The 24,956-nt window shown below is 73.4% G+C and carries 21 protein-coding genes; 15 read left to right on the plus strand and 6 right to left on the minus strand.

The window, feature by feature from the left end; translation table 11 throughout:
* Positions 1-134: 134 nt before the first annotated feature.
* Positions 135-1,916 (plus strand): MFS transporter, encoded by a 1,782-nt coding sequence (locus tag ACIRQF_RS26460; protein WP_382483143.1) that lies wholly within the window; start codon positions 135-137, stop codon positions 1,914-1,916.
* A 61-nt stretch (positions 1,917-1,977) separates the two neighbouring features.
* Here ACIRQF_RS26460 and ACIRQF_RS26465 read toward each other — a convergent pair whose 3' ends face one another.
* Positions 1,978-2,412, minus strand: coding sequence for a cell division protein SepF (locus tag ACIRQF_RS26465; RefSeq protein ID WP_376637132.1), 435 nt, complete (start codon positions 2,410-2,412; stop codon positions 1,978-1,980).
* Between the two features lie 344 nt (positions 2,413-2,756).
* On the opposite strand from ACIRQF_RS26465, the gene ACIRQF_RS26470 reads away from it, so the two are divergent.
* A complete protein-coding gene (locus tag ACIRQF_RS26470) occupies positions 2,757-3,971 on the plus strand; it encodes a DUF5685 family protein (RefSeq protein WP_404095576.1) in 1,215 nt (404 codons plus the stop codon).
* Between the two features lie 36 nt (positions 3,972-4,007).
* On the opposite strand, the gene ACIRQF_RS26475 is transcribed toward ACIRQF_RS26470, so the two are convergent.
* Both ACIRQF_RS26475 and ACIRQF_RS26480 read right to left on the minus strand, forming a co-directional pair.
* The gene (locus ACIRQF_RS26475) at positions 4,008-4,997 is read right to left on the minus strand and encodes an ABC transporter substrate-binding protein (protein ID WP_404095579.1); all 990 of its coding nucleotides are present in this window, start codon (positions 4,995-4,997) and stop codon (positions 4,008-4,010) included.
* Positions 4,994-5,473 carry a GNAT family N-acetyltransferase gene (locus ACIRQF_RS26480; protein WP_376637135.1) on the minus strand — a complete coding sequence of 160 codons (480 nt, stop codon included), beginning with the start codon at positions 5,471-5,473 and terminating at the stop codon, positions 4,994-4,996. The genes ACIRQF_RS26475 and ACIRQF_RS26480 overlap by 4 nt, the downstream gene beginning before the upstream one ends.
* Before the next feature lie 421 nt (positions 5,474-5,894).
* On the opposite strand from ACIRQF_RS26480, the gene ACIRQF_RS26485 reads away from it, so the two are divergent.
* The 8 genes from ACIRQF_RS26485 (at position 5,895) to ACIRQF_RS26520 (ending at position 14,480) form a co-directional block, all read left to right on the plus strand.
* Positions 5,895-6,746, plus strand: a complete 852-nt coding sequence (locus tag ACIRQF_RS26485) for an amino acid ABC transporter permease (RefSeq protein WP_403528710.1) — start codon at positions 5,895-5,897, stop codon at positions 6,744-6,746.
* Positions 6,743-8,581, plus strand: a complete 1,839-nt coding sequence (locus ACIRQF_RS26490; protein WP_404095583.1) for an FAD/NAD(P)-binding protein — start codon at positions 6,743-6,745, stop codon at positions 8,579-8,581. The genes ACIRQF_RS26485 and ACIRQF_RS26490 overlap by 4 nt, the downstream gene beginning before the upstream one ends.
* 173 nt (positions 8,582-8,754) lie before the next feature.
* A complete protein-coding gene (locus tag ACIRQF_RS26495; protein ID WP_403528716.1) occupies positions 8,755-9,642 on the plus strand; it encodes an amino acid ABC transporter permease in 888 nt (295 codons plus the stop codon).
* 5 nt (positions 9,643-9,647) lie between these two features.
* Positions 9,648-10,400: an amino acid ABC transporter ATP-binding protein gene (locus tag ACIRQF_RS26500; RefSeq protein ID WP_376637227.1), complete on the plus strand. Its 753-nt coding sequence runs from the start codon at positions 9,648-9,650 to the stop codon at positions 10,398-10,400.
* 107 nt (positions 10,401-10,507) lie between these two features.
* Complete coding sequence (locus tag ACIRQF_RS26505; protein WP_376637139.1) at positions 10,508-11,491, plus strand: ABC transporter substrate-binding protein; 984 nt, start codon at positions 10,508-10,510, stop codon at positions 11,489-11,491.
* A gap of 21 nt (positions 11,492-11,512) precedes the next feature.
* Entirely contained in the window at positions 11,513-12,328 is an 816-nt protein-coding gene (locus tag ACIRQF_RS26510) for a DUF1684 domain-containing protein (RefSeq protein WP_376637140.1), read from the plus strand.
* Positions 12,329-12,535: 207 nt separating this feature from the next.
* Positions 12,536-13,390: a S1 family peptidase gene (locus ACIRQF_RS26515; RefSeq protein WP_376637141.1), complete on the plus strand. Its 855-nt coding sequence runs from the start codon at positions 12,536-12,538 to the stop codon at positions 13,388-13,390.
* Between the two features lie 190 nt (positions 13,391-13,580).
* Positions 13,581-14,480: a S1 family peptidase gene (locus ACIRQF_RS26520; RefSeq protein WP_389756249.1), complete on the plus strand. Its 900-nt coding sequence runs from the start codon at positions 13,581-13,583 to the stop codon at positions 14,478-14,480.
* Positions 14,481-14,567: 87 nt separating this feature from the next.
* On the opposite strand, the gene ACIRQF_RS26525 is transcribed toward ACIRQF_RS26520, so the two are convergent.
* On the minus strand, positions 14,568-15,605 hold the full coding sequence (locus tag ACIRQF_RS26525; RefSeq protein ID WP_404095588.1) for a DUF3533 domain-containing protein: 1,038 nt from the start codon (positions 15,603-15,605) through the stop codon (positions 14,568-14,570).
* Positions 15,606-15,760: 155 nt separating this feature from the next.
* On the opposite strand from ACIRQF_RS26525, the gene ACIRQF_RS26530 reads away from it, so the two are divergent.
* From ACIRQF_RS26530 to ACIRQF_RS26540, 3 genes are all read left to right on the plus strand, one after another.
* On the plus strand, positions 15,761-19,348 hold the full coding sequence (locus ACIRQF_RS26530; RefSeq protein ID WP_404095591.1) for a DNA polymerase III subunit alpha: 3,588 nt from the start codon (positions 15,761-15,763) through the stop codon (positions 19,346-19,348).
* Complete coding sequence (locus ACIRQF_RS26535; protein WP_404095594.1) at positions 19,345-20,304, plus strand: DNA polymerase thumb domain-containing protein; 960 nt, start codon at positions 19,345-19,347, stop codon at positions 20,302-20,304. Before ACIRQF_RS26530 ends, ACIRQF_RS26535 begins: the two co-directional genes overlap by 4 nt.
* A 192-nt stretch (positions 20,305-20,496) precedes the next feature.
* Positions 20,497-21,369, plus strand: coding sequence for an esterase/lipase family protein (locus ACIRQF_RS26540; protein WP_404095597.1), 873 nt, complete (start codon positions 20,497-20,499; stop codon positions 21,367-21,369).
* Between the two features lie 4 nt (positions 21,370-21,373).
* Here the strand turns inward: ACIRQF_RS26540 and ACIRQF_RS26545 are convergent, their stop codons facing one another.
* Both ACIRQF_RS26545 and ACIRQF_RS26550 read right to left on the minus strand, forming a co-directional pair.
* On the minus strand, positions 21,374-22,363 hold the full coding sequence (locus tag ACIRQF_RS26545) for a lytic polysaccharide monooxygenase (RefSeq protein WP_389756257.1): 990 nt from the start codon (positions 22,361-22,363) through the stop codon (positions 21,374-21,376).
* Between the two features lie 247 nt (positions 22,364-22,610).
* Positions 22,611-23,288 carry a response regulator gene (locus tag ACIRQF_RS26550; protein WP_389756260.1) on the minus strand — a complete coding sequence of 226 codons (678 nt, stop codon included), beginning with the start codon at positions 23,286-23,288 and terminating at the stop codon, positions 22,611-22,613.
* A 131-nt stretch (positions 23,289-23,419) separates the two neighbouring features.
* Here ACIRQF_RS26550 and ACIRQF_RS26555 point away from each other — a divergent pair, with 131 nt between their 5' ends.
* Complete coding sequence (locus tag ACIRQF_RS26555) at positions 23,420-24,403, plus strand: Bug family tripartite tricarboxylate transporter substrate binding protein (RefSeq protein WP_376637149.1); 984 nt, start codon at positions 23,420-23,422, stop codon at positions 24,401-24,403.
* On the plus strand, positions 24,400-24,954 hold the full coding sequence (locus tag ACIRQF_RS26560) for a tripartite tricarboxylate transporter TctB family protein (RefSeq protein ID WP_376637150.1): 555 nt from the start codon (positions 24,400-24,402) through the stop codon (positions 24,952-24,954). The genes ACIRQF_RS26555 and ACIRQF_RS26560 overlap by 4 nt, the downstream gene beginning before the upstream one ends.
* Positions 24,955-24,956 lie beyond the last annotated feature (2 nt).

Consider the following 24,956-nt stretch of genomic DNA (forward strand, 5'->3'; position numbering starts at 1 on the left):
AGAGCTGCACCACGCGCTCGGGGCTGGAACTCGCGTACGCTGACGGCTCACTCGCCCGTCGATGCCGGGCCGCCCCGGGGCCGCTCCCCGGCCGGTGCCCGCCGAGCGCGAGGGCTTCACTGGGAGGTACGTAGATGGCGCGGACGATCACGGCCGGAACGCGGCCGCGTCCCCTCGGCCGTGGAACCGACAGCGGTGCCAACCGCTGGGTCGTCCTCCTCGTCCTCTGCGTCAGTCTGTTGCTCGTCGCGCTCGACGCGACCGTGCTGCACGTCGCGGTCCCCTCCCTCACCGAGGACCTGCACCCGAGTTCGACCGCGCTGCTGTGGATCGTCGACGCCTATCCGCTGATCTGCGCCTCGCTCCTCATCCTCTTCGGCACGCTCGGTGACCGGGTCGGGCGCAGACGGGTGCTTCTGATCGGCTACGGGCTGTTCGGCGTCGCCTCGGCCGTCGCCGCGCTCGCCACCGTCCCCGAGGTCCTGATCGGCGCCCGCGCGCTGCTCGGCGTCGGCGGCGCGATGATCATGCCGGCGACCCTCTCCATACTCCGCGGCGTCTTCCCCGACCGGCGCGAGCGGGCCACCGCGATCGGCATCTGGACCGCGACCGCCGCCATCGGCGCCGCGACCGGACCGGTGCTCGGCGGCTTCCTCGTGGAGAACTACTGGTGGGGTTCGGTCTTCCTGATCAACATCCCGCTGATGGCGCTGATACTTCCGCTCGGGCGCCTGCTGCTGCCCGAGTCCCGGGGCGGCTCCGACGGCCCCTGGGACGTGCTCGGCGCGCTCATGGCCGCAGCCGGCGTCCTCGGTGTCGTCCTCGGCGTCAAGCGGCTCGGGGCCGGCGACCCGCCGCTCGAACCGGCCACGATCGGTCCGCTGCTGCTCGGCGCCGCGCTGCTGATCCTCTTCGTACGGCGGCAGAAGCGCCGGACGCACCCGCTGATCGACATGAGGCTGTTCGCCCGGGCGGCCTTCACCACCTCGGTCGGCTGTGTCGTGCTCGCCATGCTGGCCCTGGTCGGCCTGCAGCTGATCGCCGTCCAGTACCTCCAGCTGGTGATCGGCCTCAGCCCCCTGGAGACCGGGCTGCGGCTGCTGCCGCTGACCTTCGCCGCCATGGCCGCCGGGGCCACCGGCTCGTACACGCTCCGCCGGCTCGGCCCGCGCCGGATGGTCGGCTGGGGCTTCGTGCTGACCGCGGCGGCGGTGCTGCTGCTCGTCCTCATGGGGCAGCACGACCGGCCGCTGCTGCTCACCGTCGGCTTCGTCCTGCTCGGCTTCGGCCTGCAGACCACGCTCTTCTCCGCGTACGAGTCGATGCTGAGCGAGGCGCCGCCGGAGAGCGCGGGCGGCGCGGCGGCCATCGGCGAGACCTCGTACCAGCTCGGCGCGGGCATGGGCACCGCGCTCCTCGGCAGCGTGATGAACGCGGCGTACGCGCCGGGTCTGAGCGGGCTGCCCGGGGTGCCGGAGACCGCCGCCAGGGCCGCCACGAACTCGCTCGGCGAGGCCTATCAGGTCGCCGGCCGGCTGGGCGGCACCGCGGGCGAGGCGCTGCACAGCGCCGCCCGGCAGGCCTTCGTGAACGGCCTGCACGTGACGCTGTTCGTGAGCGCGGGCCTGCTGCTGCTCGGCGCGCTGATGGCGCTGCGGCTGCCGCGGGTGATGGAGTGCGCGGTGACACAGGATCCGGAGGACGCCGGGAGCGCCGTGCCGGCGCAGGCGACGGCCGGCACCGGACCGGAGGGTCGGGAGCCCGCGGGCTCGGGGCCGTCCGGCGAGGGCCATGAGCGGCGGACGGCGGGCGAGGACCGGAAGCCGCGGACGGGGGGCGGGACCGCGGATGCCGTACGGGTCCCCGCCTCACGGGGCCGTGCCGAGCCGGCCGGTTCGAGAACGCCCGGCCGCTGACGGGGCCACCGGCCCCGCCGGGGGTGTCGGGACCGACCGGCAGCGCCGGGGCCCGCATCCCTCAGCTCTGGTTGAAGAAGCCGCCCTGCGAGCGTCCGGACTCGCCGCTGACGATCTGCGTGTCGGCCGGGGTCAGCAGGAAGACCCGGGTGGCCACCCGCTCGATCGAGCCGCGCAGACCGAAGGCGAGACCGGCCGCGAAGTCGACCACGCGCTTGGCGTCGTTCGGCTCCATCGCGGTCAGGTTCACGATCACCGGGACCCCGTCCCGGAACAGCTCACCGATGCCCCGGGCGTCCCGGAATCCGTCCGGCGAGACGGTCGCGATCCGACGGCCCTGCTCGTGCGCCGTGTCGGACGCCACCCGCACCCGCGGGTCCGTCACCCAGGCGTCGCCGCCGCCCTCGGCACCGTCGGCGTACTCGTCGTCGTAGTAGCGCTCATCGTTGTCCTCGACGAGTCCCAGCCAGGCACTGGCCTTGCGCACCGATCCCATGGACGCCTCCTTTCAGCGCGGTCACTCGTGGTTCCGCATATCCCTATCGTCGTCCATGATGCGGATCGCGCGCCAAGTGGATAGTCGGCGCGCAGGAGATTCGTGACGGGACTGGTGCAGAACGTGAGGCTCGAAATCTGGCGATTCGTCAGGAATCTTGCGGTATGCCAGGGCTGACAGGGGGTCGGATCGGGGCGTGCAACTTAAAATATGAAAGTCGGTCCGGAAGGGTGACGATGGGGGCGTACGGGTGAACGGACGCCTTCCCGGAGGCCTCGGTACGATGCCCGACGCGACCGCGCGGACCCTCGCGCGGCGAGGGTGTGAAGTACGGGGGAATCACCGTGTTCGGAATCGTCAGGCCCTGCGCGCACCGCCTCACCGAAGGCCTCAAAACCGAGTGGATGGCCCATCTCTGCGGCCTCTGCCTGGCACTTCGCGCCGACCACGGGCAGCTCGCCCGGGTCGTCACCAACTACGACGGCCTGATCGTCTCGGTGCTGACGGAGGCTCAGACCGGCACCACCGAGGCCGGGCGCCGTACCGCGGGACCCTGCCCGCTGCGCGCCATGCGGACCGCGCCGGTCGCCCGGGGCGAGGGCGCGCGGCTCGCCGCCGCCGTGTCGCTGGTCCTGGCCTCGGCGAAGATCCGCGACCACGTCGCCGACCGGGACGGCCTGTTGGCCCGGCGCCCGGTCGCCGCCGCGGCCCGCCGGGTCGCCCGCTCCTGGGACCGGGCCGGCGCGCGCACCGGACGCGCGCTCGGTTTCGACACCGCGGTCCTGGTCGACGCGGTCGACCGGCAGACCGGCATCGAGGCCCTGGCGGGCCTCGGCACCCCGCTCCTCGCCGTCACCGAGCCGACCGAGACGGCGACCGCGGCCGCCTTCGCGCACACCGCGGTCCTCGCCGGCCGCCCCGGCAACGCCGAGCCCCTCGCCGAGGCGGGCCGCCTCTTCGGACGCCTCGCCCACCTCCTCGACGCCGTCGAGGACCAGGCCGCCGACGACGCCGCCGGCGCCTGGAACCCGCTCACCGCGACCGGCACCTCCCGCGAGGAGGCCCGCCGGCTCGCCGACGACGCGCTGCACGGCATCCGCCTCGCCCTGAGGGACGCCGAGTTCGCCGACCACCGGCTCGCCCACGTACTCCTCGCCCACGAGCTGCGGGTCTCGGTCGACCGGGCCTTCGGCACGACGACCTGCGCGCACGGGGCACCGGGCCCGGGGCAGCCGCACGTCCCCGTCCCCGGCAACCCGTACGCGTCCCCCGGCCCCTGGAACCCCGGCCCCGGCGGTCCCGGCGCGCCGCTGCCGCCCGAGCCCCCGAACCGCCGTGGCCTGCTCACCGGCTGCGCCGTCTGGCTCGGCCTGGCCTGCACCTGCCAGATGTGCTGCGGCACCTACGAGGGCCCGTGGAGCCGCCAGCGCCGCGAGGGCATATGCAGCGACCCCGGGAACTGCTGCGACTGCTGTGACTGCTGCAGCAACTGCTCCGACTGCTGCGGCGGCGACGGCTGCTGCGGGGACTGCGGGTGCGACTGCGGCTGCGACTGCTGAGGGAGGACGGCAGGACGGCCCGCCGGACCGCGCCAGTCACTTCGTCGGCGCGGGCAGCTCCGGCGGCGAGATCCGGGACTCGGGGATGGCCGAGGCCGTCACGCCCCACTTCCGCAGGATGCGGTCGTAGGTGCCGTCCGCCTTCAGTCCGTTCACGGCGGCCTGGAAGGCGGGGGCCAGAGGTGTCCCCTTCTTGAAGGCGAAGCCGACGTCGAGGCGGCGGTACTCGTTGAGGAACTTCGCGTCCGGCTGCTGGGTCACCGCGTAACGGATGCCGTTGATCGTGTTCATCACCACGTCGCTGCGGCCCTGCTGGAGCGACATCCAGACCGCGCCCGGCTCGCTGAAGACGTTCACCTCGTACGGCTGCTTCCCGGCCTGGGCGCACCGGCCCTTGTTCTTCTCCAGGGTGCGCTCGAAGGTCGTGCCCGCGCCGGTGGCCACCTTGAGGCCGCACAGCCGGTTGAGGTCGGTGACGGCGGTGAGCGTGCTGTCCTTGCGGGCCGCGAAGCCCTGGCCGTCGTTGACGTAGGTCACGAAGTCGATGGTCTTGCGACGCTCCTCCGTGACGCCGAAGTTCCCGGTGCCGACGTCGTACTTCCCGCTGCCGAGCGCCGGCAGGATCGCCTCGAATCCAGCCGCCTCCCGCTTCAGCTCCAGGCCGAGCGCCTTCGCCACGGCGTCGGAGAAGTCGACGTCCAGGCCGACGATCGTCCTGCCGTCGGGCAGGTAGGCCGAGCTCGGCGGGCTGCCGACCGAGGCGGCCAGGGTCAGGGTGCCCCGCTGCCGGACGTCGGCGGGCAGCAGCGAGGCCGCCGCCTCGTTCCTCTTCACGCCGGCGACCACGTCCTCGGTCGGGAGCGCGCCCTGCGCACCGCCCTTCCCGGCCGCCCCGGCGGGCGCCGTCACCGGATCGCCCGAGCCGCAGGCGGTGAGCAGCAGCGCGGCGGCCGTGATCAGCCCGAAGGCGGCGGTGTGGCGTTTCGTGCGCGCGGGCGGGCGCGGCGTCGTACGCGGGGTGCTCATGGTCTCGGGGTCTCCAGGTGCTTCTCGAACGGCAGCGGCCCGATCGACTCGGGATCCGCGGCGACGTCGAAGAGGGGGCGGTATCCGGTCGCCAGGTAGAGGCCCTTGGCCTCGGGCTGGCGCGGACCTGTGGTCAGGTAGATCCGGGTGTAGCCGCTTGCGGCGGCCTCCCGTTCCAGCTCGGTCAGGACCCTTCGGGCCAGCCCGCGCCTGCGGTGGCCGGAGTGGGTCCAGATCCTCTTCAGCTCGGCGGTGCGCTCGTCGTAACGGCGGTAGGCGCCGCCCGCGACGGGCCGGCCCTGCTCCAGGAGCAGCAGGAACGCCCCGCGCGGACGGGCGAACTCCTCCGCCGGATAGCGGCGCAGGTCCTCCGACGAGCCGTACCGGGTCGTGTACTCGTGCGCCAGCTCGTCGAGCAGTGGGCGCGCCAGCGGGTCGGTGGTCGTGGTCCGGTGCACGGACAACGCGAAGGTCATGACGGTCCTTCAGGGCGAAGGAAGAAAGGAAGAAAGAAAGAAGGGAACGCTGAGCGAGGGGCGTCAGGCTCGGGTGCTCACAGGAGTGCGCGGATGAAGGCGCCGCGGAGAACAGCACGCGGGCAGGGAGAAGCAGCGGGGTCGGCTCAACAGGAAGAGGACCACACACGACCGAAGTCGATGTGGGAGCGCGTGACCAGCCACTGCTGCGGATGCATGGCCCAAGTGGAACAGGCATCCGTTTCCGCGTCAACCACGACGAGACGAACGGCTCAACATCCGGACGCACTTGACAGGCCGCCGTGCGCGCCCCGTAGCGTGAAGGGGCGGACCGCGCTGAGGGGCTCGGGTCCGTGGCTCACCGCGCGCTGAAGGCGCCTCCCGTGTTCGATCCGTCTCTGGAATCCACGGAGCCTTCGCCATGTCCGCGATCCTCGCCAAAGCCTCCGCCCCCGCCCCGGCGCCACCCGAACCGGTGCTCCCGATCGTCCCCGCCCGTCGCACCGGACAGTGGGCCGCCGCCGGCGCCGTTCTCGTCCTGGCCGGCCTCGGGCTGTACTCCGTCGTCACCAACCAGGCCTTCCAGTGGGACGTGGTCGGCGCCTACTTCACCTCCACCGCCGTCCTGCGCGGCCTCGGCCTCACCCTGTGGCTGACCGCCGTCGTGATGGTGCTCGGCTTCGCCATCGGCACCCTGCTGGCCGTGCTCCGGCTCTCCGCCAACCCGGTGCTGCGCGCGGTCAGCTGGGGCTACGTCTGGTTCTTCCGGTCCACGCCGATCCTGGTGCAGCTGCTGTTCTGGTTCAACATCGGCGCCCTGTACCCGACGATCCTCGGCGTCCACACGGTCAACCTTCTCGGCCCCGTCTCGGTCGCCGTCATCGGCCTCACCCTCCACGAGGGCGCCTACGCCGCCGAGGTCGTCCGCGGCGGCATCCTCTCCGTCGACCGCGGTCAGATCGAGGCCGCGCAGTCGCTCGGCCTCGGCCGCCGGCGCCGGTTCACCCGGATCGTGCTGCCCCAGGCCATGCGCTCCATCGTGCCGCCCGCCGGGAACATGCTCATCGGCACCCTCAAGGGCACCTCGATCGTCTCCGTCATCGCCGTCCAGGACCTGCTCTACTCCGTCCAGCTCGTCTACCACCGCACCTACCAGGTGATCCCGCTGCTCCTGGTCGCCACCGTCTGGTACGTCCTGGTCACCTCCGTCCTCGGCGTCGGACAGCACTACGTCGAGCGGCACTACGCACGCGGCACGGGCGGCACACGATGAGCGGCCGCCGCCCCTCGGTCGTCGTCGTCGGCGCCGGGCCGCGCGGCACCGGGTTCCTCGAACGGCTCGCCGCCAACCTGCCCGAGCTGTACGGGGAGCGGCCCCTGGACGTGCACCTCGTCGACCCGCACCCGGCCGGCCCGGGGCGCATCTGGCGCACCGACCGGTCCCCGCTGCTCTGGATGAACTCCCGGGCCGAGGACGTCACCCTGTTCACCGACGAGACCGTGCGGATCGACGGGCCCGTACGCCCCGGTCCCAGCCTCGCCGAATGGGCCGGCATCGACGGCCGTTCCTTCCCGAGCCGCCCCCAGCAGGGTGCCTACCTGCGCTGGGCGCACACACAGGCCCGGAGCGCGCTGCCGCCCACCGTCACCGTCCACGAGCACCCCACCACCGCGCTGCGCGTCACCGGCCCGCGCGACGGGCGGCAGCGGGTGTGGCTCGACGGGCACGCCGTACCGCTCGTCGCCGACCTCGTCGTGCTCGCCCTCGGGCACCTCGACGCCCAGCCGGACGCCCGGCTGCGCGAGACGGGCGAGTTCGCCGCCCGGCACGGCCTGGTGTACCTGCCACCGGAGTTCACCGCCGACTCCGACCTGGCCGTCCTGCCGGCCGGCGAACCCGTCCTGGTCCGCGGCTTCGGACTCGCCTTCGTCGACCTGATGGTGCTGCTCACCGAGGGGCGGGGCGGGCGGTACGAGGAGCACCCCGAGGACGCCGACCGGCTCGTGTACGTGCCGTCCGGGCGTGAGCCCGTGCTGCACGTCGGATCGCGGCGCGGAGTCCCGTACCACTCCAAGATCGGCTACGAGACCGACGGCGAACGCCCGCCGCTGCCGCGCTTCTTCGGGCCCGCCGAGGTCGACGCGCTGCTCGCCGCCGGCCGGCCGCTCGACTTCCGGCGCGATGTGTGGCCGTCGGTCGCCAAGGAGCTCGGCTGGGCCCACTACCACCGCCTCTTCGCCGCCCACCCGGAGCGCACCTCCGTCGCCCGGGAGGTCTTCGAGGAGCGGTACGCGGCCGCCGCGCCCTTCGGTCCGGAGCTGGCGGCCCTGGTCGCCCTGGCCGTACCCGACCCGGCCGACCGCTTCGACCCGGACGCGCTCGACCACCCCCTCGCCGGGGTCCGGTACGCCTCCGCCGACGCCCTCCAGGAAGGCCTGCGCCGCTACGTCGCCGATGACCTGAAGCGCCGTCACGACCCCGCCCACAGCACCGACCAGGCGGTCTTCGACGCGCTGCTCTCCGTCTACGGACAGCTGACCCGGCTCGGCGAGGTCGGCGACCCCGGGAACTGGTGGCACGGCTTCTTCAGCTACCTCGCCTCCGGCCCGCCCGGACCCCGGCTGCGCCGGCTGCTCGCCCTCTCCGACGCCGGGATCGTCCGCTTCCTCGGCGCCGGCGTCACCGTGGAGACCGACGAGGAGCGGGGCGTCTTCCGGGCCTCCTCGGAGAGCCTGCCGGGGGAGTGGACCGAGGCCCGTGCCCTCGTCGAGGCCCGGCTGCCCGACCCCACCGTGACGCACAGCGCCGACCCGCTGCTCCGCACCCTGTACGCGGACGGCGCCCACGCGACCGACGCCGGGCTGCTCGCCGTCGACCCCGGCGACGGCCGGGTCCTCGGGCGGGACGGACGCCCGCACCCGCGGCGCTTCGCGCTCGGCCCGCACACCACCTCCCGGGCCGGCGGGGCCTTCACCCGGCCCCGTACCGGCGGCGTCGCCTTCCGCCAGAACGACCGGACCGCGCGCACCGCGCTCGCGCTGCTGCGCGACCTGTCCTGTCCGGCGGAGGCCGCAACCGCGCCCGCGCCCGCGTCGGCGAGCGCCTGAGCCGGTTCGCCCGCCCCCACGTCCGCCCTCCGCCCGGCGGCCCGTCCGTCCGCCCCTCCGTCCGCCCTCCGTCCGCCGGGCCGTCCGCCCTCCGTCCGCCCCTCCGTCCGCCTGCCCTCCGCCCGCCGGGCCGTCCGTCCGCCTGTGCCGAACTTCCCTCCCCGAGGTGCCCCATGTCCCTGACCAGTGATCCACCCGTCGACCTCGCCCGGGCGAAAGCCCCGGCCGGCGACCCGCCGGCCCTGAAGACCGTGCCCGTACGGCACCCCTGGCGCTGGGTCGCGGTCGTCGTCACGGCCGTCGTGCTCGCCCAGTTCCTGCACGGCCTCGTCACCAACCCCGGCTGGGAGTGGGACGTCTTCGCCCGCTTCTTCGCCTCCGACGCGATCCTCGAAGCCGTCTGGGTCACCCTCCAGCTGACCTTCTACGGCACCGCCCTCGGCTTCGCCCTGGGCATCGTCCTCGCCTTCATGCGCCTGTCCGCGAGCCCCTTCCTCAGGGCGGTCGCCTTCGGCTACATCTGGGCCTTCCGCTCGATCCCGCTCATCGTCCAGCTGCTGTTCTGGTTCAACCTGGCCTATCTGTACAAGGAGTTGAGCCTCGGCGTCCCCTTCGGGCCGAGTCTCTGGTCCTTCGACACCATGGGACTGGTCGGCGCGATGAGCGCGGCCGTCCTCGGCCTGGCCCTCCACCAGGCCGCCTACGCGGCCGAGATCGTCCGCGGCGGCGTCCTGGCCGTGGACGGCGGCCAGCTGGAGGCGGCGGCGGCCCTCGGCATCCCGCGGCTGCGTCAGCTGCGGCGGATCGTGCTGCCGCAGGCCATGCGCTCGATCCTGCCCAATGCCGCCAACGAGATCATCTCGCTCTTCAAGGGCACCTCGATCGTCTCCGTCATGGCGATCGGCGAGCTCTTCTACCAGGTCCAGGTCGTCTACGGCCGCAACGGACGCGTCGTCCCGCTCCTGATGGTCGCCACCGCCTGGTACGTCCTGCTGACCACCGCCCTCTCCGTCGTCCAGCACTACGTCGAACGCCACTACGCGAAGGGGAGCACCCGATGAGCTCCATGGTCGAAGTCCGGTCCGTCCACAAGAGCTTCGGGGACCTCCCGGTGCTGCGCGGCATCGACCTCGACGTCCGGGCCGGCGAGGTCACCGTCGTCCTCGGCCCCTCCGGATCCGGCAAGTCCACCCTGCTGCGGACCATCAACCACCTGGAGAAGGTCGACAGCGGCTCCGTCAGTGTCGACGGCACCCTCGTCGGCTACCGCCGCTCCGGCGACAAGCTCTACGAGCTGCGCGAGCGCGAGGTCCTGAGGCAGCGCACCCGGATCGGGTTCGTCTTCCAGAACTTCCACCTCTTCCCGCACCTCACGGTCCTGGAGAACATCGTCGAGGCCCCGGTCTCCGCCCTGAAGCGCCCGCGCAGGGAGGCGGAGGCAGCCGCCCTGAAGCTGCTCGACCGGGTCGGCCTCGCCGACAAGGCCCGCGCCTACCCCCGGCAGCTGTCCGGCGGACAGCAGCAGCGGGTCGCCATCGCCCGCGCGCTCGCCCTCGAACCGGCCCTGCTGCTCTTCGACGAGCCGACCTCCGCGCTCGACCCGGAGCTGGTCGGCGAAGTGCTCGACGTCATCAAGGACCTGGCCGCCGGCGGCACCACCATGATCGTCGTCACCCATGAGATCGGCTTCGCCCGCGAGGTCGCCGACACGGTCGTCTTCATGGACGAGGGACGGATCGTCGAGCAGGGTCCGCCCGCCGAGGTCCTGGACAGCCCGCGCCACGAACGCACCCGCGCCTTCCTCTCCAAGGTCCTCTGACCCGATCCGCGGGGCCCCCTCCGCACCGCGTCCGAGGTCCTCCGCACCCGTGAGGTCCCCGGTCGTCTCCGAGTCCCTCCCCCCGCCCTTACCGAAGGAGTTCCCTCATGTCCCTCCGCCACCGCCCGCTCGCCGTCGCCCTCGCCGCGCTCTCCGCCCTCGGCCTGCTCACCGCCTGCGGCACGAGCGACGCCGCCGACGACATCGTCACGCCCAAGGACCGGAAGGGCGCGGGCGCCGCCATCAACCTCGGCCCGGACCAGCAGCGCGTCCACACCGCCAAGGTCGACGCCCTCGCCGCCAAGCTCCCCGAGGCCGTGCGCAAGCGCGGCACGCTCACCCTCGGCGTCTCCACCGGCAGCGCCCCGCCCCTCGCCTTCTACGCCACCGACGACAGAACCCTGATCGGCGCCGAGCTCGACCTCGCCACGCTCGTGGCCGACACCCTCGGGGTGAAGCCCGAGTTCTCCCCGGTCTCCTGGGAGAACCTCTTCGTCGGGCTCGACAGCGGCAAGTTCGACGGGGTCTTCTCCAACGTGACCGTCACGGAGGAGCGCAAGGACAAGTACGACTTCGCCACCTACCGCCTGGACGACCTGGCCTTCGAGGCGAAGAAGGGCGCCGGCTGGAAGGTCGCGGGCCCGGCCGACGTCGCGGGCCGGACCATCGCGGTCAGCTCCGGAACCAACCAGGAGAAGATCCTGGTCGACTGGAGCCGGCAGAACGAGAAGGCGGGCCGCAAGCCCGTCGACATCAAGTACTTCCAGAACCAGACCGACTACTACCTGGCGCTCCAGTCCGGCCGTATCGACGCCTACCTCGGCCCGAACCCGACCTCCGCCTACCACGTCGCCTCGGCCGGGCAGACCGAGGTCGTGGGCAGGTTCTCCGGCGCCGGCGCAGGGCTCCAGGGCAAGATCGCGGCCACCACGAAGAAGGGCAGTGGTCTCGTGGAGGCGTATGCCGCCGCCCTGAACCACGTCATCGAGAACGGCACCTACGCGCAGGTCCTCAAGCGCTGGGGGTTGAGCACCGAGGCCGTCACGAGCTCGGAGATCAACCCGCCCGGTCTGCCCCGCACCAAGAACTGACCTGTGGAAAGGTGACACACCATGAGCACGGATGCAGCACGGGGCGCGCACGGCGACGATCCCCGGCAGGAGTGGCAGCACTGGCACGAGCAGCGGACGGCGGCGGTCGCCTCGTCCTACGGACCGCTCTCGCTGACGGGCACGTACTGGCTCTCGGACGTGCCGGAGGGGCGAATTCCGGACGTTCCGGGGGAGTGGCGGACCGAGGGCGACGAGGTCGTTCTGACCGCGGGCGCCGAGGACGCGATCACCGTCGACGGGAAGCCGCTGATCGGCACCGTGCGGCTGACCGCCGACCATGCCCCGATCCACGAGTCCCGGGTCGAGTCCGCCGGCCGCCGGCTCGTCGTCCTGCGCCGCGAAGGGGAGTGGGCGGTGCGGGACTTCGACCCCGAGTCGGCGGCGCGCCGCGCCTTCCGGGGCATCGAGGCCACGCCGTACGACGAGGCGTGGGTGCGGCCGGGGGTGTTCCGCCCGTACGCCGAGGACCGGCACGTGCGGGTGGAGAACGCGGACGGCAAGGAGCGCGGGCTCGGTCTCGCCGGTGAGCTGGTCTTCGACCTGCACGGCGCCGAGCACAGCCTGCAGGTGGCGGTGGAGGAGGACGGCTCGCTGTGGGCGGTCTTCGCGGACACCACCAGCGGGCGGGACAGCTATCGCTTCCGGTTCCTGCGGCCGCCCGCGCCGGCCGCGGACGGCTCCGTGACCGTGGACCTCAACCGGGCGCTGCTCCCGCCGTGCGCGTTCGCGGCGCATTTCATCTGCCCCTTCCCGCCGCCGGGGAACACGCTGGACACGGCGGTCGCGGCGGGGGAGCGGCGGGTCGTCGAGGGCTGAACCACCGGCTGCGGACGGCGCGGGCCTACGGGGGGTCGCGCCGTCCGCGCACGGGTCCGCGCGCGTAGACGAGGACGGCAGGCGGTCTTGTGCGTTCCGCTTGGACGGGCCAGTATCGCTGCCGGTGCATGTCAGGAACACGTCACCTGACGACGCCTCATGAACCCGCCACCCACGGGTCTCTCCGCCGTACCCCGAAGGAGAACAGTGAGGACCACGCGCATCCGACTGCTCGCCGTCGCCGCCGCCGTCACGGCCGCCACCGCCCTGGGCCTGCCCGGCGCCCAGGCCGCCCCCACCCCCGGCCCCGCGAGCGCCGCCGCGCTCGCCCGGGCCGACGCCGCCGTCCTGAAGGCGGACGTCGGCGGCACCGCCTGGTACGTCGACGAGGCCGCGGGCCGGGTCGTCGTCACCGCCGACTCCACCGTCTCCGCGGCCGGGCTCGCGAAGCTCGCCCGCGCCGCCGGTGCCGACGCCGGAGCGCTGCGCGTCGAGCGTGCCCCCGGAGTCTTCAAGCCCCTGCTCGCCGCGGGGGACGCCATCTACGGCAACGGCTACCGCTGCTCGCTCGGCTTCAACGTGCGCAGCGGGAGCACGTACTACTTCCTCACCGCCGGCCACTGCGGAAACGTCGTGAGCACCTGGTACGCCAACTCGGCCCAGTCCACCCTGATCGGCCCCACGACCGGGTCCAGCTTCCCGGGCAACGACTACGCCCTGGTCCGCTACGACAACGCCTCGCTGGCCCACCCCGGCGGGTTCACCGCGGCCGACGCCTACGTGGGCGAGTCCGTGAAGCGCACCGGCTCCACCACGGGCACCCGCGGCGGGACCGTGACCGGGCTCGACGCCACGGTCCACTACTCCGGTGGCGGCACCGTGCGAGGTCTCATCCAGACCAACGTCTGCGCCGAGCCCGGCGACTCGGGCGGTGCCCTCTACGACGGCACCAAGGCGCTCGGCATCACCTCCGGTGGCAGCGGCAACTGCTCGACCGGAGGCACCACGTTCTTCCAGCCGGTGCCGGAGGCGCTCGCCAAGTACAAGGTCAGCCTCTACTGAGGCCGACGCCTGTACCGGGCGACTCCGTTACCCAGCTGGTTGGTTGAAGGCCGTATGGCCGAAGGCCGCCCTCGCGGCGCGAAACCGCACGGCCCGAGACTCCCCCACCAACAGCGCCGGCCCCCGGGCCGCGCCTCACGGGTCCGACACCCCACTGCGGGCCCCCGATTCCCCTCTGGAGGAACGAGAAGTGAGGATCAAGCGCACCACCCCCACGAGAAACATCCGGATGCTCGCCATCGCGACCGGCCTCGTCGCCGCCGCGGCGCTCGCCGTCCCCACCGCGAACGCCGACTCGGCCGCCCAGGCGAGCACCTTCAGCGCCACCCAGCTCACCGCCGCGGGCGACGCCGTCCTCGCGGCCGACGTGGCGGGCACCGCCTGGCGCGTCGACCCCGCCACCAGGACCGTGGTCGTCACCGCCGACTCCACCGTCTCGCAGGCGGACCTCGCCAAGATCAAGCGACAGGCCGGCGCCAACGCGGGTGCGCTGCGCATCGAGCGCACCCCCGGGAAGTTCAACAAGCTGATCTCCGGCGGCGACGCCATCTACGCGAGCAGCTGGCGATGCTCCCTCGGCTTCAACGTCAAGGACAGCGCGGGGAACTACTACTTCCTCACCGCCGGCCACTGCACCGACGGCGCGGGCACCTGGTGGTCCAACTCCTCCCACACCACCGTGCTCGGGACCACCGCCGGGTCGAGCTTCCCGACCAACGACTACGGCATCGTGCGCTACACCAACACCTCGGTGACCAAGTCCGGCACGGTCGGCAGCGTCGACATCACCAGCGCCGCCAACGCCACGGTCGGGATGTCCGTCACCCGCCGCGGCTCGACCACCGGCATCCACGGCGGTACGGTCACCGGCCTCAACGCCACGGTGAACTACGGCGGCGGTGACATCGTCTACGGCATGATCCAGACCAACGTCTGCGCCGAGCCCGGCGACTCCGGCGGTCCGCTCTACTCCGGCAGCCGCGCCATCGGCCTCACCTCGGGCGGCAGCGGCAACTGCTCCTCCGGCGGCACCACCTTCTTCCAGCCGGTGACCGAGGCGCTCAGCGCGTACGGGGTCAGCGTCTTCTAGGCCCCCCGGCCCCGGCTCGCCATCGCCGTCCCGTCGACGCGGCGGCGGCGGGCCGGGGCCTCCGCGAGCCCGGCGTGATCCGTATGCCTAGGCGCGGGTCTCGCCCACTTCGTCGGCGATCGGCTCCGTCTCCGGGCGCCGTTTCAGCGAGGACATCACCAGGGTGACGGCCGCGCCGACGACCGCCCAGACCGACAGGACCACCATCGAGGCGGTCATGTCGTTGCCCTTGAAGTACGCGATCGAGCGTGCCGCCCAGGTGCCCGCGCCCGGTGGCAGGTACGGGCCGATCGCCTTCCAGAACGGCGGCAGCATCGGCAGCGGGAAGGCGCCGCCCGCGCTGGGGTTGCCCGCGACCACGATGAGCAGGATCGCGAGGCCGATGCCGACGATCCCGAAGACCGACTGCAGGGCGAGGGTGGCGGCCCCCACCGCGAAGACCACCAGGGTGCCCAGGCCCCACAGCGCTGCGACGCTGCCGGGCAGCGCGCCGAGGATCGGGCCGACGATGACCGCGCCGCCGAGGCCGCCGAGGGCCGCGTACAGCGCCAGTACGCCGAGCCGGATGACGGCCCGCTCCCGGTTGGCCGGCCGCGAGCCGGCGCTGATCGCCAGGATCGCGGCGCAGATGTAGCCGCCGACGCACCAGCCGACCACCAGGTAGAAGGCGGAGAGTCCGTCGAAGTCCTGCGGGGAGGCCGGGGCCACGTCGACGGTCCGCACGGTGCGCTGGTTGGCCGCCTCCAGCCGGACGAACATGTTCTCCAGGGTGGAGGAGAGCACGGTGCCGCCGCCGGAGGCGACGAGCAGGGTGTCGGTGCGGCCCCGCGGGTCGACGACCAGGGCTCCGTCGATCTCCCGGTTCAGGATCTGGTCCCGCGCCTCGTCGGCGGTCGCGACCGTGCGCGGGTCGAGCGGCTCGCCGGGCAGCTGCTCCAGCCGGTTCACGAGGACGGTGGCCGCCTGCTGCGGGGCGACCACGCCGAAGGGCACGTCCGTGGGCTTCGGATCGTGCAGGGCCCCGACGTACGAGGTGATGAACAGGATCTGGAGGGCGAAGACGCCGACGACCAGCAGGGCTGCTCGGGGGGTGACGGCGCTCTTCAGTTCGTCGACGAGACTCATGCCCCCCACGCTCCGGGGCAGGGGGTGTTTCCGCAGGTGGGCCGGGGCCGAATGGCTGATGCCGCACGCTTATCGTACGGACGTTCGAAAATGAGCTACGCTGGGTTCGAGGGGGTGGGAACGTATGTACGAATTCGACGCGGGAGGTGTGGCGCATGCCGGGGTTCACGCATCTGCACACCGCGTCGGGCTTCTCCCTGCGCTACGGCGCCTCCCACCCCGCCCGGCTGGCCGAGCGCGCCGCCGAGCGCGGTATGGACGCCCTCGCCCTGACCGACCGCGACACCGTCGCGGGCGTGGTCCGCTTCGCCAAGGCCTGTGAGAGGGAAGGGGTCCGTCCGCTCTTCGGCGTGGACCTCGGCTACGAGCCCTTCCTGGCCCCGGTGCCGGCCGAGCCGGCCCACGGCGCCGTCCCGTACGGCTCCGGGCAGGACGGACGCCCGGCGCCCGGCGGCGGCCGCGGCGGGCAGACCTCCGCGCGGCGGATGCCCGTACGGGGCGGGGCCTTCGTGGACGAGTCCGCGCCCCGGGCCGTCTTCCTCGCCCGGTCCCGGACCGGCTGGGCCGCGCTCTGCGCGCTCGTCACCGCCGCCCACGCCCACGCGGGGGAGGGGCGGCCCGTCCTGCCCTGGACCGCCCACCAGGGCGACGGGCTCTTCGTGCTGCTCGGCTCCGACTCCGACGTCGGCCGCGCCCTCGCCGCCGGCCGGCCCGACCGGGCCGCGCGGCTGCTCGTGCCCTGGCGCGAGCGGTACGGCGACGCCCTGTGCCTGGAGGTCGTGCACCACGGACGCTCCGGCACCGGGCCCGGCTCGCTGCGGCTCGCCGCCCGTACCGTCGGCTTCGCCGCCGAGCAGGGCGTCCGGCCCGTGCTCGGCAACGAGGTCCGGTACGCCGACCCCGGCCAGGGCCCGGTCGCCGACGTGCTCGACTCCGCCCGCCGGCTCGTCCCCGTCGACCCGCGCGCCGGGCTCGACAGCGGCGAGGCCTGGCTCAAGGGAGCCGACGACATGCTGGCCGGCGCCGAGCGGATCGTCGAGGCCGCGGGTTTCCGCCGGGACGCCGCGCACCGGCTCCTGGAGCGGACCGAGGCCGTCGCCGCCGCCTGCCTGGTCGACCCCGAGGACGACCTCGGCATGGGCTCCGCGCACTTCCCCGAGCCGTACCTCGTCGGCGCCGCCCACCGCACCGCCCAGCGCGTGCTCGCCTCCCGGGCCGCCGCCGGCATGGTCCTCAAGGGCTACGACCGCCGCCCCGACCGGCGCACCTACTGGGACCGGGTGCATCACGAGCTCGACATCATCGCCCACCACGGCTTCGCCAGCTACTTCCTGACGGTCGCCCAGGTCGTCGACGACGTACGGGACATGGGCATCCGGGTGGCCGCCCGCGGCTCCGGCGCCGGCTCCCTCGTCAACCACCTCCTCGGCATCGCCCACGCCGACCCGGTGGAGCACGGACTGCTGATGGAACGCTTCCTGTCCAAGCGCCGTACCGCCCTGCCCGACATCGACATCGACGTCGAGTCCGCCCGCCGCATCGAGGTCTACCGCGCGATCCTCGACCGCTTCGGCGCCGAGCGGGTCGTCACCGTCGCCATGCCCGAGACCTACCGGGTCCGCCACGCGGTCCGGGACGTCGGCGCCGCCCTGTCCATGGACCCGGCCGAGACCGACCGGATCGCCAAGGCCTTCCCGCACATCCGCGCCCGGGACGCCCGCGCCGCCCTCGACGAACTGCCCGAACTGCGCGAGCTGAAGGCCCGGCGGGCGGGCGACACCCGCTTCTGGGAGCTGGTCGAGGCCCTCGACGCGCTGCCCCGGGGCATCGCCATGCACCCCTGCGGCGTACTCCTCTCGGACGCCTCGCTGCTCGGCCGTACGCCCGTCGTGCCCACCAGCGGCGAGGGGCTGCCCATGTCGCAGTTCGACAAGGAGGACGTGGAGGACCTCGGCCTGCTCAAGCTCGACGTCCTCGGGGTCCGGATGCAGTCCGCCATGGCGCATGCCGTCGCCGAGGTCGAGCGGGCCACCGGCACCCGGCCGGACGTCGACGCGGTCCCGGCCGGCGACCCCGACACCTACCGGCTGATCCGCTCCACCGAGACCCTGGGCTGCTTCCAGATCGAGTCGCCCGGCCAGCGCGATCTGGTGGGCCGGCTCCAGCCCGAGAACTTCCACGACCTCGTCGTCGACATCTCCCTCTTCCGGCCCGGCCCGGTCGCCGCGGACATGGTCCGCCCGTTCATCGAGGCCCGGCACGGCCGGGCCCCCGTCCGCTACCCGCACCCCGACCTGGAGGGAGCCCTGAAGGAGACGTACGGCGTCGTCGTCTTCCACGAGCAGATCATCGAGATCGTGAGCATCCTGACCGGCTGCGGCCGCGACGAGGCCGACCAGGTCCGCCGCGGGCTCTCCCACCCCGAGTCGCAGGGGAGGATCAGGATCTGGTTCACCGAGCGGGCGCGGAGCAACGGGTACGCGGAGGAGGTCGTCGCCCGCACCTGGGAGATCGTCGAGGCCTTCGGCTCTTACGGCTTCTGCAAGGCGCACGCGGTGGCCTTCGCCGTGCCGACCTACCAGTCGGCCTGGCTCAAGGCGCACCACCCGGCCGCCTTCTACGCGGGGCTGCTCACCCACGACCCCGGCATGTACCCGAAGCGGCTGCTGCTCGCGGACGCCCGGCGGCGCGGGGTGCCCGTGCTGCCGCTGGACGTGAACCGGTCGGCGGTCGCCCATCGCATCGAGGCGGTGTCCGACGGCGGCACGAGGACCTGGGGCCTGCGGCTCGGCCTCACCGATGTCCACGGCATCAGCGAGGCCGAGGGCGCCCGCATCGAGGCCGGACAGCCCTACGCCTCCCTGCTCGACTTCTGGGAGCGGGCCCGCCCGCGCAAACCCGTCGCCGAACGCCTCGCCCAGGTCGGCGCGCTGGACGCCTTCGGCGCCAACCGCCGCGACCTGCTCCTGCACCTGACCGAACTCCACCGCGTCCAGCGCGGCACCGCCTCCTACGGCGGGCAGCTCCCGCTCGCCCAGGGCCGCAAGACCGCCCCCGTCGGCCTGCCCGACCTCGACGACACCGAACGGCTCAGCGCCGAACTCGGCATCCTCGGCATGGACGCCTCCCGCCATCTCATGGGCGACCACCGGGCCTTCCTGCGCGAACTCGGCGTGGTCTCCGCCCAGCGGCTGCGCTCGGCCCGGCACGGCCAGACCGTCCTGGTCGCCGGCGCCAAGGCGGCCACCCAGACCCCGCCGATCCGCTCCGGCAAGCGGGTCATCTTCAGCACCCTCGACGACGGCACCGGCCTGGTCGACCTCGCCTTCTTCGACGACTCCCACGAGCGCTGCGCCCACACCGTCTTCCACTCCTGGCTGCTCCTCGTCCGGGGCGTGGTGCAGCGGCGCGGCCCGCGCAGCCTCAGCGTGGTCGGCTCCGCCGCCTGGAACCTCGCCGAGCTGGCCGAACTGCGCGCCACCGGCGGCCTGCAGGCGGTGGGGGAGCGCCTCTCCGAGCCCGAGCCCGAGCCCGGGGGCGAGCCCGGGGGCGAGCCCGAGCCCGCGGCCGGGCCGTCCGCCGGGCCCGCCGCCGTGTCGCCCGGATCGGGCGACACCGGCCGCCGGATCACGATGTCCACCGGCTACACGATGAACCCCTGGGCCGACCTCCGGCCGGCCGGGGAAGGCGCCGCCACGCCGGCGCGGAAACTGTGGCACAGCAGTCCGGGGAGCGCGGGATGATCCTTTGCGTACGGTTCCGACTGGAGTCGACGGGGGAGGTGATGCTCCCCCGGCTGCTCGATCTCCTGGGCGAGTTCACCCCCGTCGTCGAGGCGGCCCCGCCCGGCGAGGCGCTCGCCGACGTGCGCGGCGCGCTGCGCTACTTCGGCTGGAGCCCGGCCGAGCTGGCCTCGGTGATCCGGGTCAGGGCGCTCGCCCTGTACGGGGTCGACTGCGTGATCGGCGCCGGACCCAACCCCATGCTGGCCCGCATGGCGGCCCGGGAGGCCCGGCCCGGTCTCACCCTGGTCGTCGAGGACCCGGAGGCCTTCCTGCGGGACCGGCCGGTCGCCGCCCTCGACGGGGTCGGCCGTGCCACCGCCCGTACCCTCTGCGGCTACGGCCTCGACTCCGTCGGCCGGGTCGCCGACGCGCCCCTCGCCGTCCTCCAGCGGCTCGTCGGCGCCAAGGCCGGCCGCGAGCTGTGGGAACGGGCCCGCGGCATCGACCGCACCGCCGTCGTCCCCGGCGAGCTCTCCCGCTCCCTGGCGGCCGAACACCCCTTCCCGCACGACGAGCTGAACCCCGGCGAGCACCGCAGGGCGCTGCTGTCGCTCACCGGGGAACTGGGCGGCCGGATGCGGACCGAGGGCCAGGTGTGCCGCTCCCTGACAGTCACCGTCCGCTACGCGGACCGCACCACGTCGAGCCGCACCCGCACCCTGCGCGAACCCACCGCCCACTCGACCGACCTCACCACGCTCGCGTACGCGATCCTCGCCTCGTTCGGCCTCCAGCGCGCCCGTGTCCGGGGCATCGCCCTGCGCGCCGAGGGGCTGGCCCCCGCCGAGGGCGCCGCGCACCAGCTGACCTTCGATCCGGCGGACGACAAGGCGCGCCGCATCGAGGCGGTGGCGGACCGCGCCCGCGCGAAGTACGGCCCGAGGGCGGTGCTACCGGGATCACTCGCGGCCTGAGCGCGGGGCAACTGGGCCTTTATCTCAGCGAGTTGGCAGGTGGGGGCGCGACACGAGACTTTTTACCGACGCGTAACTTCCCACCGAACCTACTCGTGCGTAGCTTGGCTGGAAGCGCATCCCCACTTGTGGTCCGGACCGCAGGGCGTCACGCACTCCCTCATTCCCCTTGAGCCGCAAGGAGATCGCCCGATGCTGCCCTGGAAGCACGTCGTCAGAGCGCTGTCCGTCCTGCTGCTGACCGCCGCCGCAAGCCTCGCCCCCACCGCCGCCCAGGCCGACACCACCCAGGTCGAAGCCGCCGCCGGACGCGGCTGGAACGACTTCTCCTGCAAGCCGTCCGCCGAACACCCCCGCCCGGTCGTCCTCGTCCACGGCACCTTCGGCAACTCCGTCGACAACTGGCTGGGACTCGCGCCGTACCTCGTCAACCGGGGCTACTGCGTCTTCTCCCTCGACTACGGCCAGCTGCCCGGTGTGCCGCTCTTCCACGGCCTGGGCCCCGTCGACAAGTCCGCCGAACAGCTCGCCGCCTACGTCGACCGGGTCCTCGCCGCCACCGGCGCCCGGAAGGCCGACCTCGTCGGGCACTCGCAGGGCGGCATGATGCCCCGCTACTACCTGAAATTCCTCGGCGGCGCCGACAAGGTGAACGCGCTCGTCGGCATCGCCCCCGACAACCACGGCACCACCCTCAGCGGCCTCACCAAGCTCCTGCCGTACTTCCCGGGCGCCGAGGACCTGCTGAAGACCTCGACCCCCGGGCTCGCCGACCAGATCGTCGGCTCCGCGGTCCTCACCAAGCTGAACGCGGGCGGCGACACCGTGCCCGGCGTGCGCTACACGGTGATCGCCACCCGGTACGACGAGGTCGTCACGCCGTACCAGTCGGGCTGGCTCTCCGGCCCGAACGTCAGCAACGTGCTGCTCCAGGACCGGTGCGCGCTCGACCTGTCCGAGCACGTGGCGATCGGGACGGTGGACCGGATCGTCTTCCACGAGGTCGGCAACGCCCTCGACCCGGCCCACGCGACCCCGACCACCTGCCTCTCCGTGGTGGGCTAGCCGACTAGCCGACCCGGTGCCGGGACCCGGCCGACCGGCGCCGGCTCGCGGCGAAGAGGACCGCCGCCCCGACCGCGAGCACGGCGGCGCCGCCCATCGCGAGGTACGGCGTGGCGGCGTCGCCACCGGTCTCGGCGAGCTCCTCACCGGAACCGTTCGGGGCGGGCGCCGGAGCCGCCGTGCCCGCGTTCGCGGTGCTCGGGGCCTCGGTGCCGGGGGCCGCGGTGCCGACGGCCTCGGTGTCGGGGGCCGCGGAGGCCGGAGCCGGGGTGCCGCTCGGAGCCGTGTGACCCCCGTGGCCGCCGTGCGCCGCCGTGGGGGCCGCGGTGGGAACGGACGCCGTGGGCGCCGGCGACGGCGCGGTGTCCGTGCCGAACACCACGTCCGAGCAGGTGTAGAAGGCCTCGGGGGAGTCGGAGCGCTGCCAGACCGAGTAGATGAGGTGGCGCCCCGACTTCTTCGGGACGGTGCCCGAGAACACGTAGTCGCCGTTCTGCATCCCCGGGTCCGTCACCGTGGCGAACGGCCTGTCCTCCAGGTCCGACCACTTCAGCGGCTTCGACGGGTCGTAGCCGTCCTTCGTGACGTACAGCGCGAAGCTGCCCCTGTGCGGAGCGGTCCCCTTGTAACGGAAGGTGTGCGCGCCGGAGTTCATCCGGCTGGCCGGCCAGTCCGCGCGGGCGAGGTCCAGGCCCCGGTACTTGTCGTTCCCGGCGCTGCACAGCTTGCCGTCCGGGATCAGCTCGCGGTGCTTCCCGGCCGCGTTCGCGATGTTCACGCCGTTCCAGTCGTAGAACGCCTGCGTCCCGCTCGCGGCCACCGCGGCCTTGCACGCCGCCGACTTCGGGCTCTCCGGACCCTCCGCGTAACAGGTCGCGACCCGGCTCACCGGATCCGTCATCGACCCGTGCGCGAACGCGGGCGCGGCGGCGAGGCCGGTGAACGCGAGTGCCGCGGTGGTGGTCAGGGCCGCGGCCGTACGGCGTGAGGTCATGGGGGGACAACTCCTTCACGAGGGTGGGTGTGGGGGGTTGTCCAGCAAGCTAGCCCGCGGAATCCGCGAAAGACGGCCCGGAGGACGGGAGGAGACGATCCTTATGGTCGCGTTAAGGGGCCTCTAAGCGGGGCCACAGACAGCACGGCCCGCCCGGCTCGAACCGGCATCCGCGCCCATGACGCCGAGGAGGCTTCGCCCGGCTCCGGGCCGGGCAGCGGGCCCTGACCGGCCGGCGGCGGCGCCGTCAGCCCAGCCGCCGGTAGCGCCGCTCCGGCCGCCCCGTGCCCCCGTACCGGAGCGTGACCTCCGCGCGGCCCGTCTCCGCGAAGTACTCCAGGTAGCGGCGGGCGCTCACCCGGGAGAGCGTGCCCGCCTCCTCCGCGCACTCCGTGGCCGACAGGCCCTCCGGGTGGGCGCGGAGGACCGAGTCGACGAGCTCCGCGGTGGGGGCGGCGATGCCCTTGGGGAGCTCGCGGGAGCCACGGGGGCGGGCCCCGAAGATCCGGTCGACGTCCTCCTGCCGGGCCTCCGCCTGCGCCAGTTCGTCCAGCCGGCCCTGCAACGAGGCCACATGGCGCAGCTGTTCCTGGAGCGCCGCCTGGTTGAAGGGCTTGATCAGATAGTGCAGGGCCCCCGCGCGCAGCGCCGAGCGGATCGTCTCCACGTCCCGCGCCGCCGTGATGAACAGCGCGTCCACCGCGAGGCCCGCCGCCCGCAGCTCGCGCAGCACCGCGATCCCGTCCATGTCCGGCAGGAAGATGTCCAGCAGCACCAGCTCCGGTCGGAGCCGGTGCGCCGCGCGCAGCGCCTCCGCGCCGGTGTGCGCGACGCCGGCGACCGAGAAGCCCGGCACCGCCGACACGTAGCGGCAGTGCAGCTTGGCCACCATGAAGTCGTCGTCGACCACCAGCACCTTCGTCACGCCGACAAGGTAGGACGCGACCACAAGGACCACAACGTCCGTTGATTGCGGAAGCGCGACAGCTTCCTCACGCGCAGGCAACATGTGGGCCACCTCACACCTCCACCCCTACTCTCCGAGAGGCGGCACCCGTGCGTCTGCGCACCCCCCTGGCCCTGCTCGGGGCTGCTCTGCTCGTGCTCGTGGGGCCGCCGCTGCTCACCACCGGCAGCGGCGCCGACACCGGCACGCAGATCCCCGGCCTGCGCTTCATGGTCCCCAACACGCCCGGCGGCGGCTACGACATCACCGCCCGCACCGTGGCCAAGAACGCCGAGGACGCCGGACTCGGCTCCGGCATCGAGGTCTTCAACCTGCCCGGCGCGGGCGGCACCGTCGGCCTCACCCGGCTCGTCGGCGAACGCGGCAACGGCAGGCTGGCCATGTCGATGGGCCTCGGCGTCGTCGGCGCCGTCCACACCAACAGGACCCCGAAGACCCTCGCCGACACCACCCCGATAGCCCGGCTCACCCTGGAGCAGGACATCGTCGTGGTCGGCAGGAACTCCCCGTACCGGACCATCCAGGAGCTCCTCGCCGCCTGGAAGAAGGACCCCGGGAAGCTGCCCGTCGGCGGCGGCTCCTCGCCCGGCGGCCCCGACCACCTGGCCCCCATGCTGATGGCCCAGGCCGCCGGCATCGCGCCGAGGAGCGTCAACTACATCCCCTTCGACGGCGGCGGCGAACTGCTCGCCTCCATCCTCGGCGACAAGGTGGCCTTCGGCGTCTCGGGCGTCGGCGAGTACCTCGACCAGATCAAGGCCGGCGAGCTGCGTCTGCTCGCCGTGACCGGACCCGAGCGGGTCCCCGGGCTCGACGCGCCGACCCTGCGCGAGGCCGGCCTCGACACCGAGTTCGTCAACTGGCGCGGGATCGTCGCCCCGCCCGGCCTCTCCGACGCCGAGCGCGACAAGCTCGTCGGCCTCGTCACCGCGCTGCACGACTCCCCCCAGTGGCGCGAGTCGCTCCGGACCCACGGCTGGAACGACGCCTTCCTTCCCGGCGACGAGTTCGGCGCCTTCCTCACCGAACAGGACCGCCGCGTCGGCTCCGTCCTGAAGGAGCTGGGCCTGTGACCACGACGACCGAACCCACCGAACCCACCGCCACGGCGGCGGGCGGCCGCACCTCCTGGCTGCGCGAGCACTCCGAACTCGGCGTGAGCCTCATCCTCCTGCTCCTCGGCGTCCTCGTCCTCACCGACACCCTCACCGCGGTCGCGGGAAGCGCCGACCTCGGCCGCCGCGGCCCCGTCGGCCCCCACACCGTTCCCCTCGTCGTCGGTGGCGGACTGCTCGTCGTCGCCGTCCTCCTCGCCGTCGACGTCCTGCGCGGCGGCCGCGGCGAGGCCGAGGGCGGCGAGGACGTCGACCTCACCGAGCCGACGGACCTGCGCACCGTGCTGCTCCTGGCCGGCGTCTTCCTCGGCTTCGCCGTCCTCATCGGCCCGGTCGGCTTCCCCGTCGCCGGCGCCCTGCTCTTCTGGGGCGCGGCCTACGCCCTCGGCAGCCGCCGGCTCCACCGCGACCCGCTGATCGCGGCCGCGCTCTCCCTCTTCACCTACGTCGTCTTCGACCACCTGCTCGGAGTCCCGCTGCCCGGCGGCCCGCTGATGGGAGTGCTCTGACC

Origin of the sequence: Streptomyces sp. NPDC101191 (assembly GCF_044767915.1) — a bacterium.
Classification (GTDB): Bacteria; Actinomycetota; Actinomycetes; order Streptomycetales; family Streptomycetaceae; genus Streptomyces.

Coding starts and splice junctions, on each gene's coding strand:
- ACIRQF_RS26460 (WP_382483143.1), top strand. CDS start 135: ATGGCGCGGACGATCACGGCCGGAACGCGGCCGCGTCCCCTCGGCCGT.
- ACIRQF_RS26465 (WP_376637132.1), bottom strand. CDS start 2,412: ATGGGATCGGTGCGCAAGGCCAGTGCCTGGCTGGGACTCGTCGAGGAC.
- ACIRQF_RS26475 (WP_404095579.1), bottom strand. CDS start 4,997: ATGAGCACCCCGCGTACGACGCCGCGCCCGCCCGCGCGCACGAAACGC.
- ACIRQF_RS26480 (WP_376637135.1), bottom strand. CDS start 5,473: ATGACCTTCGCGTTGTCCGTGCACCGGACCACGACCACCGACCCGCTG.
- ACIRQF_RS26485 (WP_403528710.1), top strand. CDS start 5,895: ATGTCCGCGATCCTCGCCAAAGCCTCCGCCCCCGCCCCGGCGCCACCC.
- ACIRQF_RS26490 (WP_404095583.1), top strand. CDS start 6,743: ATGAGCGGCCGCCGCCCCTCGGTCGTCGTCGTCGGCGCCGGGCCGCGC.
- ACIRQF_RS26495 (WP_403528716.1), top strand. CDS start 8,755: ATGTCCCTGACCAGTGATCCACCCGTCGACCTCGCCCGGGCGAAAGCC.
- ACIRQF_RS26500 (WP_376637227.1), top strand. CDS start 9,648: ATGGTCGAAGTCCGGTCCGTCCACAAGAGCTTCGGGGACCTCCCGGTG.
- ACIRQF_RS26505 (WP_376637139.1), top strand. CDS start 10,508: ATGTCCCTCCGCCACCGCCCGCTCGCCGTCGCCCTCGCCGCGCTCTCC.
- ACIRQF_RS26510 (WP_376637140.1), top strand. CDS start 11,513: ATGAGCACGGATGCAGCACGGGGCGCGCACGGCGACGATCCCCGGCAG.
- ACIRQF_RS26525 (WP_404095588.1), bottom strand. CDS start 15,605: ATGAGTCTCGTCGACGAACTGAAGAGCGCCGTCACCCCCCGAGCAGCC.
- ACIRQF_RS26530 (WP_404095591.1), top strand. CDS start 15,761: ATGCCGGGGTTCACGCATCTGCACACCGCGTCGGGCTTCTCCCTGCGC.
- ACIRQF_RS26535 (WP_404095594.1), top strand. CDS start 19,345: ATGATCCTTTGCGTACGGTTCCGACTGGAGTCGACGGGGGAGGTGATG.
- ACIRQF_RS26540 (WP_404095597.1), top strand. CDS start 20,497: ATGCTGCCCTGGAAGCACGTCGTCAGAGCGCTGTCCGTCCTGCTGCTG.
- ACIRQF_RS26545 (WP_389756257.1), bottom strand. CDS start 22,363: ATGACCTCACGCCGTACGGCCGCGGCCCTGACCACCACCGCGGCACTC.